The 15,420-nt window shown below is 70.2% G+C and carries 12 protein-coding genes; 5 read left to right on the forward strand and 7 right to left on the reverse strand.

Translation table 11 applies throughout. From position 1 onward, the window contains the following. A partial coding sequence (locus tag FMQ63_RS35075) for an FHA domain-containing protein (RefSeq protein WP_141276961.1) occupies positions 1-853 on the reverse strand: 853 nt, incomplete at its 3' end. Between the two features lie 31 nt (positions 854-884). After that, positions 885-1,823, reverse strand: a complete 939-nt coding sequence (locus FMQ63_RS35080) for a lipopolysaccharide assembly protein LapB (RefSeq protein WP_011552537.1) — start codon at positions 1,821-1,823, stop codon at positions 885-887. 222 nt (positions 1,824-2,045) lie between these two features. On the opposite strand from FMQ63_RS35080, the gene FMQ63_RS35085 reads away from it, so the two are divergent. Next, on the forward strand, positions 2,046-2,564 hold the full coding sequence (locus tag FMQ63_RS35085; protein WP_026113927.1) for an outer membrane beta-barrel protein: 519 nt from the start codon (positions 2,046-2,048) through the stop codon (positions 2,562-2,564). Here FMQ63_RS35085 and FMQ63_RS35090 read toward each other — a convergent pair. Continuing rightward, complete coding sequence (locus tag FMQ63_RS35090; RefSeq protein ID WP_011552539.1) at positions 2,530-3,336, reverse strand: RDD family protein; 807 nt, start codon at positions 3,334-3,336, stop codon at positions 2,530-2,532. The genes FMQ63_RS35085 and FMQ63_RS35090 overlap by 35 nt on opposite strands. A gap of 202 nt (positions 3,337-3,538) precedes the next feature. On the opposite strand from FMQ63_RS35090, the gene FMQ63_RS35095 reads away from it, so the two are divergent. Then, a complete protein-coding gene (locus FMQ63_RS35095; RefSeq protein WP_011552540.1) occupies positions 3,539-6,643 on the forward strand; it encodes a cyclic nucleotide-binding domain-containing protein in 3,105 nt (1,034 codons plus the stop codon). Positions 6,644-6,671: 28 nt separating this feature from the next. Here FMQ63_RS35095 and FMQ63_RS35100 read toward each other — a convergent pair whose 3' ends face one another. Next, the gene (locus tag FMQ63_RS35100) at positions 6,672-8,051 is read right to left on the reverse strand and encodes a hypothetical protein (RefSeq protein WP_225909918.1); all 1,380 of its coding nucleotides are present in this window, start codon (positions 8,049-8,051) and stop codon (positions 6,672-6,674) included. A gap of 356 nt (positions 8,052-8,407) precedes the next feature. Here FMQ63_RS35100 and FMQ63_RS35105 point away from each other — a divergent pair, with 356 nt between their 5' ends. After that, positions 8,408-9,949, forward strand: a complete 1,542-nt coding sequence (locus tag FMQ63_RS35105; RefSeq protein WP_011552542.1) for a bifunctional UDP-sugar hydrolase/5'-nucleotidase — start codon at positions 8,408-8,410, stop codon at positions 9,947-9,949. Between the two features lie 93 nt (positions 9,950-10,042). Here the strand turns inward: FMQ63_RS35105 and FMQ63_RS35110 are convergent, their stop codons facing one another. Continuing rightward, positions 10,043-11,578, reverse strand: a complete 1,536-nt coding sequence (locus FMQ63_RS35110) for a hypothetical protein (RefSeq protein WP_225909919.1) — start codon at positions 11,576-11,578, stop codon at positions 10,043-10,045. Between the two features lie 75 nt (positions 11,579-11,653). On the opposite strand from FMQ63_RS35110, the gene FMQ63_RS35115 reads away from it, so the two are divergent. Both FMQ63_RS35115 and FMQ63_RS35120 read left to right on the forward strand, forming a co-directional pair. Then, positions 11,654-12,670 (forward strand): stage II sporulation protein M, encoded by a 1,017-nt coding sequence (locus tag FMQ63_RS35115; RefSeq protein ID WP_011552544.1) that lies wholly within the window; start codon positions 11,654-11,656, stop codon positions 12,668-12,670. Beyond that, complete coding sequence (locus tag FMQ63_RS35120) at positions 12,663-13,142, forward strand: inorganic diphosphatase (protein ID WP_011552545.1); 480 nt, start codon at positions 12,663-12,665, stop codon at positions 13,140-13,142. The genes FMQ63_RS35115 and FMQ63_RS35120 overlap by 8 nt, the downstream gene beginning before the upstream one ends. On the opposite strand, the gene FMQ63_RS35125 is transcribed toward FMQ63_RS35120, so the two are convergent. Then, on the reverse strand, positions 13,120-14,427 hold the full coding sequence (locus FMQ63_RS35125; protein WP_020477622.1) for a DUF58 domain-containing protein: 1,308 nt from the start codon (positions 14,425-14,427) through the stop codon (positions 13,120-13,122). The two genes, FMQ63_RS35120 and FMQ63_RS35125, sit on opposite strands and share 23 nt — an antisense overlap. Continuing rightward, positions 14,424-15,420: MoxR family ATPase (locus FMQ63_RS35130; protein ID WP_228556549.1), on the reverse strand; the 997-nt coding region annotated here is incomplete at its 5' end. The genes FMQ63_RS35125 and FMQ63_RS35130, both read right to left, overlap by 4 nt.

Raw genomic sequence — 15,420 nt, forward strand, 5'->3', positions numbered from 1 at the left:
CTTCCGGCGCGGGCGCGGGCTCCTCGGGCGGAGGCGCGGGCTCCTCCTCCGGCGGGGGCTCCACGGGCTTGGGCTCCGGGCGCGGACGACGGGGCGAGGGCGGAGGCGGAGCCTTGACCTCGGCGGCGAGCTGAACGGGCTCTTCGGCCGGCTCGGTGGGGTCCACGTACAGGAAGCGGGTGGCGCCCACCTCCAGCTCGTCCCCGTCCTTGAGCTGCCGGCGGTTGACCCGCTTCTTGTTCACCTTGATGCCGTTGCGGCTGCCCAGGTCCTCCACGTGCGTGCCGGACCAGTCGCGGCGCACCTTCGCGTGCTTCCGGGAGACCAGGTCATCCTTGAGGATGATGTCCGCGTCCTTCTCGTCGCGGCCCAGGATGACTTCCTTCGCGTCCCCCAGCTCGATGCGCTCGCCTTCGCGGGGGCCGTTCATGAAGCGCAGGTAGCGCTCCTCGCCGCCGCCGGCCAGGCCGCGCATGGCGTCCTTCACCATGCCCCGGGCGATGAAGGACGTCTTCTCCCCGCCAGATTCGGGGTTCAGGTCCATCACCCGCTCGAAGCGGACGTCGAACGTGGCGATGGCGATGACGTCGCCGTTGCGCAGCAGCCGCTTCTCGCCCTTGGGCACGGGCTTGCCGTTGATCTGCGTGCCGTAGGAGCTGCCCAGGTCCTCCACGAAGAAGAGCGGCCCGTCCTGGCAGATGCGCGCATGGTTGCGCGACACCGCCTGCTGGGCGAGCACGACCTGGCAGGCCTTGTCGCGGCCCAGGGTGATGACCGCGTCGTCGAGGACGAACTCGGTGCTCTGGGCAGCGCCGGCCTCGCTGCGCTGTGTGACGGTGAGACGAACGCTCATCGAGAAGGAGGGGAGTCGGGAAGGCAGGACATCAGAACGTCGCGTCGCTCAGGAATCTCTCACACGTCTGGTACTCCGTGGGGAATTCCTCAGACGTCCCGTACTTCAGGAAGTTCTTGCAGGCGATCTGCGCGTGCTCGCGCTTGTGGGCTTCGAAGAAGAGTTCGTAGAGGCCGAAGTGGCAGGCGGCGTACTTCGCATCCAGCTTGACGCACTTGCGGTAGGTGGCCTCTTCCTCCGCCAGCAGGCCCTTCTCGCGGTACTGACGCGCGAGCATGAAGAGCGCGGGCGCGGAGTTCTCCGCCTGCTGCGTGTCCTTGATCTCCTTGAAGGCCGCGTCGGTGAGGGCCGTCTTGCGCTGGGCCAGGGACAGGTTGTTGATGCAGCTGCTGTTGCTGGGGTCCAACTGGGCGCAGTTGGCGAAGGACTCACGCGCTTCCTGGTAGCGGCCCAGCTCCATCAGCGCGGTGCCCAGGTCGTGCCACAGCAGGGGGGAATCCTGGACCAGTTGCGTGGCCCGGGCGAGGTGCTCGCCGGCCTCGTCGTAGTCACCCTTCGAGTAGGAGATGATACCCAGGAGGTGGTGCACGTCGGAGATGCCAGGATTGACGGCCAGGATCGTGCGCAGCTCCTTCTTGGACTCGTCCATCTTCCCCATCTTCATCAGGGTGAGTGCCAGGTTGTAGCGCGACTCCAGATTGTCCGGGTTCACCTTGAGGGCTCGCCGGAAGTTGTCGTGCGCCTTTCCGTACGCGCCTTCCTGCATGTAGATGGCGCCGAGGTTCTGGTACGCCTGGAGGTGCTCCTGGTTGTAGCGCAGGGCCTTGATGAAGTGCTTCTTCGCGTCGTCCTGCCGGCCCGAGGACATGGCGATGATGCCCTTGTTGGACCAGAGGTCCGCGTACTGGGGGGAGAACTCCAGGCCCAGGTCGCAGAACGTCTCCGCGCGGGTCAGGTCGCCCTTGGCCATCTCTTGCGTGCATAGCTCGTTGTTGATGAGCGCCCGCTCATGCGGCGGCGGGGTCCGGACGCAGGCGACGAAGGGCAGGGCGGAGACCAGGGACAGCGCAGCAACAAGTCGGCGGACACGCATGGCGGGGCGAGTGTAGGAGAGCGCCCGCGCCCAGGCAACGCCCGGAGTGGCTTGAATCCAGGCTGTTTTCCGGGGGTTACGCCGGTAGAGTGGCGGCCCATGCGTACCCTGCTCTGCACCCTCGGCTTTACCCTGGCCCTGCTGTCGGCCAGCCCCGCGCATGCCCAGTTCGCCAATCGCAGCCTGGGCCTGTCACTGGGCTACATGGACTTCAACCGGACGAACGGCCTGGATGACGCGTTCTTCGTGGGCGTCGACGCCAGCCTCTACATCGAGAACGGCTTCGAGGTGGTCTCCCTGTCGAAGATTGCGTTCCCACGCGACACCACGGACCGCAACGAGAAGCGCGTGGTGGGCCTGGCGCCGTCCATCGGCATCCGGTACCTGCTGATGGAGGAGTCCATCCGCCCCTATGTGGGCTCGGACCTGAGCTACCTCGTCGTCTTCAAGAACAGCGTCAGCAACTTCGTGGGCATTGGCCCCAACGTCGGCATCGACTTCTTCATGTCGGACTCGGTGAGCGTGGGCGCGCGCGCGCAGTACAACTTCTACATCGCGCTCAACGAGAAGACGCAGCGCACGCTCACGCTGTCTGCCGGCGCTGCGGCGTACTTCTAGGCTGCCCCTTCGGCGGTAGCAGGGCCGCGGCCACCAGCAGCGCCCACTTCTCGTCGGAGAGGTGGGGCGGCTTCTCCATGGCCAGCGCGTCCTGCAGCCTTGCTCCCAGTGCCGCGAACAGGCGGAGCCGCGCCTCCATGCGCAGTTCCTCACGGCGCAGGGCCGCTGTCAGCACCACTTCCCGCTCCTCGCTGGACAGGCGCTTCACGCGCGACACGAAGAGCGGATCCGCCAGCAGCCCTTCGTCGCCGGGCATGCCCAGGGCGGAGGGCACCTTCAGGCGCCGCTCGCGCACCACCAGCGTTCCCGCCAGCATGTCCCCCAGCCGCTGCTGGGAGCCGGACACGAGCGCGGTGAGCCCTCCCACCAGGTAGAACAGGGGCAGCCGGTCCACCGGACGCGCCAGGTTGCGCAGCGCCGCGTGGTAGAAGCCGATGCGCACGCCGCTCTCCTGGATGACCCGCAGCGACATCACCCGCTTGCCCACGGTGCGTCCGCTCCACACCGTCTCCAGCGTTATCGCGTAGCCCCAGTCCACCAGGAAGTAGATGACGATGGACAGCGCGCTGGCGAAGCCCGGGAAGGCGAACATCACCAGGCTGAGCGTCGTCAGGATGGTGCCGGTGAGCAGCGTGACGATGACGGCGTCCAGCAGCCACGCCAGGAAGCGCGAGTACAGACCCGCGAGCGTGAAGCGGAACTCCACGTACTCGGGGGTGAGCACCGTGTGGGTGCCGTCCAGCAGGGTGTCGGTGGCGGTCGTCACCGACACAGTCTAGCCGCGGCGGCGCACGTGCGGGCGGCTCGAGGCATATTCATCGCGGCTCCAACGATTTCAGTGAGGGCGGCGGAAGGCGGGGGAGGGTGTCCGAAGTGACTTGCCCGCCGTCCGGAGAGCAGGCGGGCGGCACCTCGCACGACAGCGCTATTCTTGGGGCGAGAGGGCGTGGGGTAGTCTGCCGCGCACTCGCACCGTGCTCCCCTCCGACTCCTCATCATGGAACCGCCGCCTTTGGCCGGCGGCAGCCTTTCAGTTCGCGCTCATCGCAGGGGTGACGCAGCTGAAGACGGCTTCCAACGCCCTGGTGCTGTCGCGCTTCGAGTCCCAGGCGCTGCCGTACCTGTACCTGCTGGGTGCGTTGATGACGGCGGCCATGACGGTGCTGCCGCGCTCCAAGCCGGGCTCGCCCTTCGAGTCCCCGGGCCTGCTCACGGGCATGGGCGGCGTGGTGGCGCTGGTGCTGGCGGTGGCCCTGTCCGCGGGGCAGCGCATGCCCGCGCTGGCGCTGTACCTCTTCGCGGACACCTTCTCCACGTTCGTGTCCTTCCGCTTCTGGGGCCGCATGGCGGCCGCCTTCGACGCGCGTGAGGCGCGCCGGGCCTTCACCGCGCTCAACGGCTTCGCCATGGGCGGAGGCATCGCCGGAGGTCTGCTGGTGCAGGGCCTGGCGGTGAAGCTGGGCACGCCGGCCATCGTGGTGAGCGGCGCCGTGGGCCTGCTGGCCGCGGGCGCCATCTTCCACCACCTGTACAAGGGCCTGCCGCCCACGCCGCCGCGCGGCCGCCCCGCGTCCTTCCTGGGGCTGCGCTATCTGGCGGAGAGCCCCTACGCCCAGGTGCTGGCGGCGCTGGGCATCGCGTTCGCGGTGCTGTCGTCGTTCGTGGACTACCTCTTCCGGCTGCGCCTGGAGGGCACGCTGAGCGAGGACGCGCTGACGGCGCTCTTCGGTTCGCTCCAGCTCTGGATTGGCCTGTTCTGCGTGGCCTTCCAACTGCTGGTGGCGCAGCGCCTGCTGAAGCGGCTGGGGCTCTTGCGCTACGTGGCGATGGTGCCGCTGGTCCTGGCGCCGCTGGCGGGCGCGGCGCTCGTCACCCCCAGCTTGTGGCCGGTGCACTTGCTGCGCCTGGTGGAGACGGCGGTGAGCTACTCCATCCTCCCGGTGGGCATCCAGTTGCTCTACACCGCGGTGCCGGACGACCAGCGAGAGGGCCTGCGCGCCACGGTGGATGGGCTGCTGCGCAAGGGCGGCGTCGTGCTGGCCGGTCTGTTGCTCATCGGCGCGGGACGCGCGGCCAACGGCGTCACCATGGCGGTGGCGGTGGTGGGCATGTGCGCGGCGCTGGGCCTGCTGCTGGTGCGGCTGAAGTCCGCGTACGTGGCCGCGCTGGGCGAGCAGGTGGGAGCGCCCGAAGAAGAGGACGTGGCGCTGGAGGGCGAGGAGGAGCAGCGGCTGCTGGCCGAGGCCCTGGCGGCCCCTTCTCCGGAGCGGGTGCTGCGCGCGGTGGCGATGATGGAGCAGGCGGAGGTGCCGCTGCGTCCGCACCTGCCCGCGCTGCTGCGTCACCCGCACGAGCGCGTGCTGGAGCGCGGCGTCTCCCTGGCCCTGGAGTTGGAGGCGCACGAACTGGCGCCGGTGCTGGAGCGGTTGGTGGAGGAAGGGCCACGTCGGCCTCGAGACCAGGCCGTGTGGGCCCTGGCGCGGTTGTCACCGGAGCGGGCGGAGCGCCTGCTGCCCGCGCTGCTGAACCACCCGGACGTGGGCCTGCGCTGCGCGGCCATTGGCGCGCTGGTGAAGTCGACGGGGAGCGCCGTGGCGCTGGACGCGCTGCGGGCGATGTTGTCGCGCGGCGAGGGCGCACCGGTGCCCGAGCGCCGCGAGGTGGCGCGGCTGCTGGGGCGCATCCAGAACTCACGCTTCGCGGAGCCGCTGGCGCGCTATCTGGAGGACGCGGACGGCTCCGTGCGGCACGTGGCCCTGGTCGCGGTGGGCAGGGGCGGCTACGCGGAGCTGGCGCCCCGGCTGCTGCCGTTCCTCACCTGGCGGGAGGAGCGCAAGGCGGCGCGCGAGGCGCTGGTGGCGCTGGGCGACGAGGTGACGCCGTTGGTGGAGGAGCAGCTCAACAAGCACATGGCGCCGCTGGCGATGCGGCTGCAACTGCCCCGCGTGCTGCGCGGCATCGGAACACCGGCGGCGCTGGACGCGCTGCTGTTCTCCAACGTGCGCGACGACGCGTCCCTGCACTTCCGGATTGGCGCGCAGATGTCGCGCCTGCGCGACGAGCACCCCGAGCATCCCGTGGACGTGGAGCGCGTGCGCGAGGCCCTGGGCCGGCGGCGGGAGGTCTACCGCAACCTGGTGGGCGCCTTCCGCGACCTGCGCGCGGCGTTGGGGGATGGCTCGCTGCTCACGCGCGCGGTGGGCGACCGGATGGACCAGGCGTTGGAATTGTCCTTCTTCCTCCTGGGGCTGCTCCATCCGTCACACGTGATGCGCGGCATCCACTACAACCTGGTGGGGCCGGACCTGCGCCGTCGCGCGTTGGCGCTGGAGTTGTTGGAGAACCTGGTCGACGAAGAGGACCGGGAACTGGTGATGGAGCAGGTGGAGGCGCACCACCGCGAGCTTCCACCCGGCGCGCCGGGCCGGTTGTGGCGGCGGCTGGCGGCGCTGGTCCAGAGCGAAGACGGCGTGCTGCGCGCATGTGCCCGCCATGTGGCGTGGGTGAACGGGCTGCACGTGCTCCCACAGGAAGGTGACATGAGCGACAGGACAGTCCAGCGGATGTTCGCGCTGGAAGGGGTGAGTGTCTTCTCCCAGTGCGACGTGGATGACATCGCCGCCATCGCCGCCGTGGCCCGCGAGGCGTCGTTCCGCACGGGAGAGCGCATCTACGCCCAGGGCGACCCGGGCGACGCGCTCTACGTCATCGTCGACGGCGCCGTGGATGCCTTCCACGACGGCGAGCACGTGCTGCGCTTCCAGGGCAAGCAGGCCTTCGGCGAGGTGAGCCTGCTCGACGGCGCACCGCGTCCCACGGACATGGTGGCCGCGGTGGACACGCGGGTGCTCATCATCGACCGGCGTGACTTCTTGGATTTGCTCGCGGACCGGCCGGAGCTGCTGACAGGCTTCTTCCGCGCGGTGAGCCTGCAGCTCCAGGCGCTCATCGACCTGCCGGACTCGCGCGAGACGGGCGAGCGGCTGGAGATGACGGCGCCGCTGGGCCCCCTGGCGCCGCCGCTGCCGGATGGGCCGGCGCCGGATGGAAACGACGACCGCTCGCGCGACGACTCCTGAGCCGAGCGGCGCGGGGACGTCCCTCCCGTCACCACACGTCGGCGGGGCGGGGTACCTCGGCTTCGGGCGGCGAGGCGTTCGCACCGGCGGCGAGCGCCTTCCTGGCCGCGGCCACGTCCTCCTCCAGCAGGTGCGCGGAGGCGACGGGGATGAGCGGCCGGACGAAGAACTTCATCGGAGGAAATGAACCCAGGAATCGGACCACCGCCAGCCCGGCGAACACCCAGGGGTGGCGCTCCGTGCTGGAGATGGGGGCGAAGACCTCCTCCGTGCGCCGTCCCCAGGACGCGCCGTACCGCTGTAGCGAGCCCCACCGAAAGCCCGGCACGCGCGTGGTGAGCACCGTCCACACCCGCAGGAACCAGGGCGGCCGCGTGGCCCCCGCGGATGGCTCCCAGGCCCGCGCGCTCTTGGCGGCGGTGAAGACCACCCACCACCACGCGCCCCATGCGGTGAACAGGGCGGTGAAGACGAAGCGGGAGGCGCACATGAACGGGAGGGTGATCAGCACCAGCGCCGGCACGCCCACCATGAGCAGCAGGAAGGCCCGCCAGCGTCGCTTCACCTTCTTGCGCAGCCACGCCACGTTGAGGCGCACGCGCGGCGGGAACTCTTCGTCCTCTGGCTCCAGCCCTGTGAGCAGGCTGGCCTTGCGGGAGATGGCGTCGTGGTAGTCCCGCGACAGGGCGATGACCACCCACTGCGCCAACTGCAGCGCGGCGAACAGCGCCGCCCAGAAGGCCAGGCCCCACACGGAGAGGCCCTTCACCGTCCAGGTGCTCTTTTCGTGAACAGGCGCCTGGGTGTCCTCGGCGGTGTGGGGAGCATCCTCCGTGGCATCGGTGCGCTCCTTGGCGGAGGACGCCGGGGCCTCCGAATCCAGGTCCTTCGTGGCCTCCATCACCAGCGCGGTGATGGCCTTCGCCAGGGACGTGCCCGCATCGGCCCCCTGGGCCGCGGCCTCAACGTCCCGGATGCGCTGCTCCAGCCTCGCATCGGGCGTGTCCGCCGGGATGGGGGAGGGCTTCTGGGCGTCCGGAGTGGCTCCCGCGACGTCCTCTGCCTCTCCGGTGGAGGCGCTCTCGGGGGACTCGTCGCCCGCTCCCGACAGAGAGGGGACCACGGCTGTGGGCTCGGGCTGCACTTCGGGACCTGAGGGCGTCCCCTCGCCAGCGCGCTGCGCGGCGGCCTGCTTGCGCCGGGCAACCTGCGCGTCGATTTCCTGGAGGCGTTGGATGGTCTGAGCTTCAACCTCTTTCGCACGCCGGGTGGCAGCTGCCGCCTCCTTCTTGTCGTGCTGGTCGACGAGGGCCTCGGCGACTTCTCGAATCCGCGCCGCCTTGGCGCGCGCTTCGGCTCGGGACTCCCGCTTGCTGGCGCTTTCCGCCGCTTCAGTTCCGGAAGTCATGCAACTCAGGGCCAATGCCAGAGCTGCAATGGATTGAAGAAACCCGACACGAATGTATTGTCTGCGTGCGACCGGGTCGCCCAGCAGCGCTCCACCGATGTGGAACGGCAGGCTCATGCCGTAGAAGAACTGGCGCAGGCGCCCTTCGGGCGGTTTCCGGTCTTTCAGTGAGAAGTGACGCGCACCCGCGCTCACCTCGCCCCAGAGCTCGCGCGCTCGGGCCCCGCCCTGGCCGGCAAACCCCTGCTCTGTGTGATTGTGAACCTTGCCTTCGGGTGAGGAACCGCCGTGCCGCGTGTCGCTGTCTGCCACGTGTCTCAGCGTAGCACGAGCCGAGTTGTGCTAAAGGCGCACCTGTGAGCGCGAACCCTCTCCGTCCTCGTCCCTTCCGCCAGCCGCTGTCCGGCGTGCTGGTCCTCGCCCTCGGTGTCGTCGCCGGCTGCGAGAAGAGCAATCCCACTCCTCCTCCGGCCGCCGCGCCGGAAGCCAAGGCTCCCGTTGCTCCTTCCGAAGTCACGCTGCTCGTGACGGGTGGCGCGTTCGGTCAGCTCCAGCCCTCCGAGGGCAAGGGCGGCGCGGCGGAGCTGCTCGGCCGCTGGATGGCCGATGAGAAGCACTGTCCCGGTCCCGTGAAGGAGGGCCAGCCTACGTGCGCGGACGCCAGCACGCTGGCGCTCGCCACGGGTGACCACTGGAACGGCCCGGCCATCTCCTCCTTCTTCCTGGGCACGCCCACGGCCGAGGTCATGGGCCGCATGGGCTACGCCGCCTCCGCCCTGGGCAACCATGAGCTGGCCTTCGGCAAGGAGGCCTTCCTCAAGAACCGCGGCGCGGGTGGCTTCCCGTTCCTCGCCGCCAACCTCAAGGTGAAGGACCCGGCGCTGGCGGGCGACCTGTCCATGCCGGCGTTCCAGATTTTCGAGCGCCGCGGCCTCAAGATTGGCGTGGTGGGCCTGGCGTCCGAGAAGACAGTCCGCACCGCCATGCCGGGCCGCGCGGATGGCCTGGAAGTGACGGGCTATGAGGAGGCGCTCACCACCGCCATTCCGGAGGCCCGCAAGGCCGGCGCGGACGTGGTCGTGGTGCTCGCCGACGAGTGCGTCACCGACCTGCAGCCCGCGGTGGCGAAGCACCCGGAGTGGAAGGTGGCGCTGGTGGCCGGTGGCCGGTGCGCGCAGCCCGTCGAGCTGAAGGACGGCGCGACCAGCTTCGTGTCGCTGGACCGTGGCTTCGGCAAGTACCTGCGCGCGCACGTCACCTTCGACCCGGCGAAGCCCGCGGGTGAGAAGCTGACCGGCCTGGATACCAAGGTCGTCGAGGTGTCGGGCGGCGCGCCGGACGCGGAGACGGCGCAGCTGGTGGGCAAGTGGAAGACGCAGCTGGACGAGGTGCTGGGCCAGCAGATTGGCTTCTCCAAGGCCGGCATCCCCCACTCGTCACCTCAGATGGCGAAGTGGGTGGCGGGCGCGGTGCGCAACGTGCTGGGCACGGACGCGGCCGTCCTCAACAGCGGCGGCATCCGCGGCGACCTGCCCGCCGGTCCGGTGACTCGCGGCAGCATCTACTCGGTGATGCCGTTCGAGAACTCGCTCCTCGTCGTGAAGCTGAAGGGCGAGGACCTGGCCCGGCAGTTGGCCAACCCGAACGCGCTCGTTTCCGGCTTCACGGCCGCGGGCAAGGGCAAGTTCAAGGACGCCAAGGGCAAGGCCCTGGACCCGAACAAGGAGTACACGGTCGCCACGGTGGAGTACCTCTACTTCGGCGGTGACGGCTTCGAGTTCGAGAAGCTGGCCCCCGAGCCCACCGAGACGGGCATGGCGTGGCAGACGCCGGTGGTGGACTGGACCAAGGACCAGGCGAGCAGCGACAAGAAGCCGCTGGAGAAGCTGCTGAAGTAGTCCTCGCCGTCCTGCTTCTGTCGGACCCCTGAAGCGCCGGAGGAGGCCACCTGGGCCCTTCCGGCGCTTCGTCGTTTCAGCGGGGCCAGGGGCTCACGGCGTTTCCACGGCAGGCGCCGCCGTGGGCGGGGTCACCGCGGCGGGAGGGGCATCGGGCCCGCACACGGCCTCATAGCGGGCCAGCGTGTCGTGCACGGTCCGCCGCAGCCGCTGCGGCGTGCCTTCGTGGAGCATGTCCACCGCGAGCTGCTGGGCATCCAGCGCCTCCGGGCATCGACCGAGCTGGAACAGGAGGGTGGACCACGTGTCCAGCACTGACGCGTTCCCCGGCGCCAGCGACAGGGCCCGCTGCGCCGCCGTCAGGCCCTTCTCCGGCTGGGCCGTGCGCGCGTAGTAGCCGGCCAGTCCGTTCTGCGCGCTCACGCTGCCGGGCAGCAGCGCCACCGCGCGGAGCCTCGCGGCCTCTTGCTCCTCGGACGTATTTCCCGCGGCGTCCAGCGCCTGGGCCATGGCGTTCCACGCGTGGCCGCTGGCGGGGTGGTGCTCCACCAGCTCTCGCGCCACGGCGAGCCTGCGGAACGGATCCTCCGTGGAGCGGATGCGCAGCAGCATGGCGTCCACGTTGCCGGGCTCCTCGCGCGTGGCCTCCGCCATCTCCCGTTCGATGTGGGGCAGCCGTTCCTCCATGGGGGACGCGCCCGGTGTCATCAGGAACAACTGGGCGCGGATGGCGTGGACCTCGGCCGCGCGCATGGGGCGCGTTTGCAGCGGGCTCGTCACGGGCGCCAACGGCGCGGTGATGGTGCGGTAGTTCATGTGCCCAGGGCGGCGCACGTAGCCATTCAGCTCGCCAGCCAGGTCCTCCTCGCCGCGGAAGGCGGCCTCGAAGGCTTGCCGGGGTTCCTCGCCCTGCATGAGGCGCTTCTGGAAGTCCTCGAAGCGCACGCCGTGCCGGCTGATGAAGAAGTGCACCCACAGCCAGGAGGACGCGTAGTACTGCCGCGACTCGGCGGTGCCGAGCAGCCCCTTGCTGTCCCATTCCCAGAGCTCGTCGAGCGTGCGCCAGCCATGCCGCTGCACCTGGTTGTAGAAGGCCCCGTGGATGCGCCCGAGGATGACCTCGCGCCGCTCCGGCCTGAGCGCGATGGTCTCCAGGTAGCTGGCCAGTCCTTCGGATAGCCAGCGTGGTTGGCGGACGAGCGCGAGCTCGGAGAGGTAGTGCGTCAGCTCGTGGGCCTGGGTGGTGATGTCCGCGGTGGCTTCGCTGAGCGCGTAGGCGTGCCCGGCCAGCACCAGCAGCGGGCCATCCTCGGTGTTGGTGGAGAAGCCTTCGATGCGGATGTTGGTGAACTCCTCCAGCGCGCTGCGGTTGTGGAGGACGATGATGTCCACCGTGCCCGGCGGGTCGAAGCTGCCGCCCCACGCTTGCAGCAGCCCTTCGCGGAGCAGCTCCAGCTCCTGGGCCGCTTCCTCGGCCGTCTCCGTGTCCAGGTTGGTGCGGACGGTGAAGTGGGGACTGCGCACCTCCACCCAGGGGCGGCCTCCCTCCAGGGGACACAGGGCGCGCATGCTCGTGCATCCCGACAGCAGGGCGAGCAGCCATCCCAGGAACGCCATCCGACACGTCATGGTCCTGCGTTTTCCCACAAAGCTTCGTCGGAGGGCAGGGTGGGCCGCCACGTCACTGGGGTAGAGTGCCGGCCCATGGAGATGGCGGAGTTCATCGAGTCCCGCAAGCCGCGCTGGGAGCAACTGGAGTCGCTGCTGGACCGGTCCGAATCCCACGGCCTGCGCGAGCTGAGCCTGGAGGACGCCAGGACGCTGGGCCGGCTGTATCGTGCCGTCTCCAGTGATTTGCTGTGGGTTCGCGCGCGCAGTGGCTCGGCGGACGTGAATGCCTACCTCAACGATTTGGTGGGGCGGGCGTACGCGCTGACGTACCCGGGCCGGCGCCCGCGCCTGGCGGACGTGTGGGGCTTCGTGGCGCGGGGCTTCCCCGCGCTGATGCGGCGCGAGTGGCGGATGTACGTGGCGTCGCTGCTGCTGCTGCTGGCGGGCATGGGCTTCGGCTACGTGGGGATGATGGTGGACCCCGACGCGGCGCACTATCTGGTCCCCGCCGAGCACCTGAACCTGGACCCCGTCGAACGCGCGGCAGACGAGGCCGCGGGTGACGGGATGTCGGTAGGAGACCAGGCCCAGTTCACCACCTACCTCTTCACCCACAACATCCAGGTGGCCTTCCTGGCGTTCGCGCTGGGAATCACCGTGGGCCTGGGCACGGCCATCATGCTGTTCGTCAACGGCCTGTTCCTGGGCGCGCTCGCACAAGTCTATGCAGCCAAGGGAATGGCGGGCTGGTTCTGGGCGTGGATTCTTCCGCACGGCATTCCGGAAATCACCGCCATCTGCATCGCGGGCGCCGCGGGATTGGTGATTGCGCGAGGCATGGTGGCCCCGCGAGGACTGCCCCGTGGACAGGCGGTGCGACAGGAGGCGGTGACGGCGGTGCGGCTGCTGTTCGGCACGCTCGTCCTGTTCGTGCTCGCGGGCTTCATCGAGGGCACGGTGTCCCAGATTCATCCGCCCAAGCTGTCGGTGGCGTTCAAGGTGTCCTTCGCGTTGACGGTGGGCGCGGGCGTGTACGCGTACCTGCTGTCGGACTGGCTGCGTGGGGGGCGCGCGGCGCCAGACGGCGGCGCTGGGTCCGCCCATGGATGAGCGCTTGTGGCTGCCTCCGCTTCCGAGTGAGCCGGAGGTCCTCATCGAGTGCCCACGCTTCTCCTTCGTGAAGCGCCGCGCGGACGGGGCGGTGGACTTCGTGTCGCCGCTGCCGTGCCCGTACAACTACGGCAGCATCCCGGGCCTTGCGTCGGATGAAGGCGACCCGCTGGACGCCGTCGTGATGGGGCCCCGGCTGGCGCTGGGGCAGCGGCTGCGTGTGCCGGTGGTGGGCGTCATCGGCTTCGTCGACGCGGGGCGGGGGGACCCGAAGGTGGTGTGCGCCGCCGCGCCCCTGACGGCCGCCGAGCGCGCGGGCCTGGAGCGCTTCTTCCGCGTCTACGCCCTCTTCAAGCAGGTGTTGCACCGCGTGCGAGGCAACGTCCCGGATACCCGCTTCATGGGGTGGCTGCCGCTGCCCGTCCCGGCGCCGGACGCGGCCCCGGAGGCTACAGCACGCCGCGCGCCTTGATGTCCAGATAGCGGTTGACGGCGGCCAGGCTCAGCTCATCCGGCTGCACGTCGAGCATCTGCACGCCGCCCTGGCTCACCCGCGCCTTGAGCACTTCGCGGTCGGTGAGCAGCTCGGAGGCCACCGCGTGCTGGAAGGCCTCTTCCGGGCTGGGGGGCGGTGTGCGCAGCAGCTTCTGGAGCGCGGTGTCCTTCACCGACAGGCACAGAGGGACGTGGCGCCGAGCCAGGCGGTGCAGCGGGGCCACCATGGTGGAGGCCTGCTCCTCGTCCAGGAAGTCGGTGAAGACACACAGCAGGCTGCGGCGCGTGAGGCGGAGGTTCAGCTCCTTGAAGAGCGCCAGGTAGTCCACGTACGTGAGGCTGGGCGTGGTGCCGTAGAGCGTGTCGACAATCTTCCGGTACTGCGTGCGTCCGGCCGCGGGCGGCAGGTAGGCCTTCACGCCATCCGCGAAGACGGCCAGCCCCACGCGGTCGCCGTTGCGCACGGCCACGAAGGCCAGGAAGAGGGCCGCGTTCACCGCGTGGTCCAACTTGGTGAGGCCGTCCACCTGCGCGGCCATGGAGCGGCCCGCGTCCACGCAGATGAGGATGGACTGCGAGCGCTCCGACTCCAGCACGCGCGTCACCGGCCGCCCACGCCGCGCGGTGGCCTTCCAGTCCACGTCCCGCACGCTGTCGCCCTGGGCGTAGTCGCGCAGGCGGGCGAATTCGCTGCCACGCCCGTCGCGCCGGAGCTGCCGCAGGCCCAGGTTGACCAGGTCCAGCGCCGCGCCCGACAGCAGCAGCCGGTTGGCGCCGCGAAGGTCCGGGTACACGGCGATGTCCTGCGCCGCGGGGAACACGCGCTCGTGGGACACCAGCCCCAGCGGCCCGCGCACGCGGACGTGCACGTCTCCAAACTGGAAGCGGCCGCGCTTCACGGGCGTCACCCGGTACACCCAGCGTGACTCGCTCCGCGCGGGCAGGTGCAGCGGGGCCTCGTCCGGCGTGGCGGCGAAGCCATCCGGCACGTCGTCCCGGACGCGCACCTGGACGGCGCCGCCGCTCCGGTGAATCAGCCGCACCACCACCTTGTTGGCCACACCCACGTTGAGCCGCGCCGGCAGCACCCGGTGGACCTCCAGCCGGGCCCTCCGAGCGGTGAGCACGTCGAACACCGCCAGCGCCAGCACCAGCGCGTCCAGCGCGAGCACGGCGCCGCCAATGCCGGGGCTGAAGCCCGCCAGCATCATCGGCAGCGCGAGCAGCGCCAGCAGCACCCAGAGGCGCGGGGTGGGAATCACCGGGGGACCTCGACGCCGCGCACCACTTCGCGCAGCACGTCCGTCGGCGTGGCCCCGTCCAGCTCCGCGTCCGGCGACAGCAGCAGGCGGTGCTTCAGCACGGGCGCCGCCAGGAAGCGCACGTCGTCCGGGGTGACGAAGCCGCGCCCGCGCAGCGCCGCCAGGGCCTTGGCCGCCAGCAGCAGGTGCACGCCCGCGCGAGGCCCGGCTCCCAGTCGAATGCGGCTGGAGGCGCGCGTGGCCGCCACCAGCTTGCGGACGTATGCCAGCACCGGCGGCTCCACCGTCACTTCATTCAGCGCGCCGCGCGCGGCCAGCAGCCCGTCCTTCGTCACCGCGGCATTGACGCCCGCGCGTTGCAGGTCCCCCGAGTCGAAGCCCCGGTGCACGGAGGCCAGAATCGCGTCCTCCTCCTCCGGCGCGGGGTAGCCCACCTCGATTTTCAGCAGGAAGCGGTCGAGCTGCGCCTCGGGCAGCGGATAGGTGCCTTCGGACTCCACGGGGTTCTGCGTGGCGAACACGGTGAAGAGCGGGGAGAGCGGCAGCACGCGGCCCTCCATGGACACCGAGCGCTCTTGCATGGCCTCCAGCAGCGCGGACTGCGTCTTCGCCGGGGCGCGGTTGATTTCGTCCGCCAGCAGCAGGTCCGTGAAGATGGGGCCGCGTACCAGCGTGAAGCCCTGCGTCTTCAGGTCGAACACGCTGGTGCCCAGGATGTCCGCGGGCATCAGGTCCGGGGTGAACTGGATGCGCTTGAACTCCGCGCCGATGCTGCGCGACAGGGCCTTGGCCATCAACGTCTTGGCCACGCCGGGCACGCCTTCCAGCAGGATGTGGCCGCCGGCGATGAGGCCACAGAGCATCAGCTCCAGGGCCTCGTCCTGGCCGACCACGGCCTTGCGCACCTCGGACAGCACGGCCTCGCGGATGGCGTGAGCGGCCTGCACGGCGTTGCCAGCCGGGGCGGGGGAGGGGGCGGACAGGGTGTCGTTC

Source organism: Myxococcus sp. CA005 (assembly GCF_006518205.1).
Lineage (GTDB): Bacteria > Myxococcota > Myxococcia > Myxococcales > Myxococcaceae > Myxococcus > Myxococcus xanthus.

What these genes read in the sequence shown, in the direction of transcription:
- FMQ63_RS35085 (WP_026113927.1), top strand. Translation starts at nt 2,046, where the DNA reads ATGCGTACCCTGCTCTGCACCCTCGGCTTTACCCTGGCCCTGCTGTCG.
- FMQ63_RS35120 (WP_011552545.1), top strand. Translation starts at nt 12,663, where the DNA reads ATGGATGAGCGCTTGTGGCTGCCTCCGCTTCCGAGTGAGCCGGAGGTC.
- FMQ63_RS35110 (WP_225909919.1), bottom strand. Translation starts at nt 11,578, where the DNA reads ATGACGTGTCGGATGGCGTTCCTGGGATGGCTGCTCGCCCTGCTGTCG.
- FMQ63_RS35115 (WP_011552544.1), top strand. Translation starts at nt 11,654, where the DNA reads ATGGAGATGGCGGAGTTCATCGAGTCCCGCAAGCCGCGCTGGGAGCAA.
- FMQ63_RS35100 (WP_225909918.1), bottom strand. Translation starts at nt 8,051, where the DNA reads ATGACTTCCGGAACTGAAGCGGCGGAAAGCGCCAGCAAGCGGGAGTCC.
- FMQ63_RS35080 (WP_011552537.1), bottom strand. Translation starts at nt 1,823, where the DNA reads ATGGCCAAGGGCGACCTGACCCGCGCGGAGACGTTCTGCGACCTGGGC.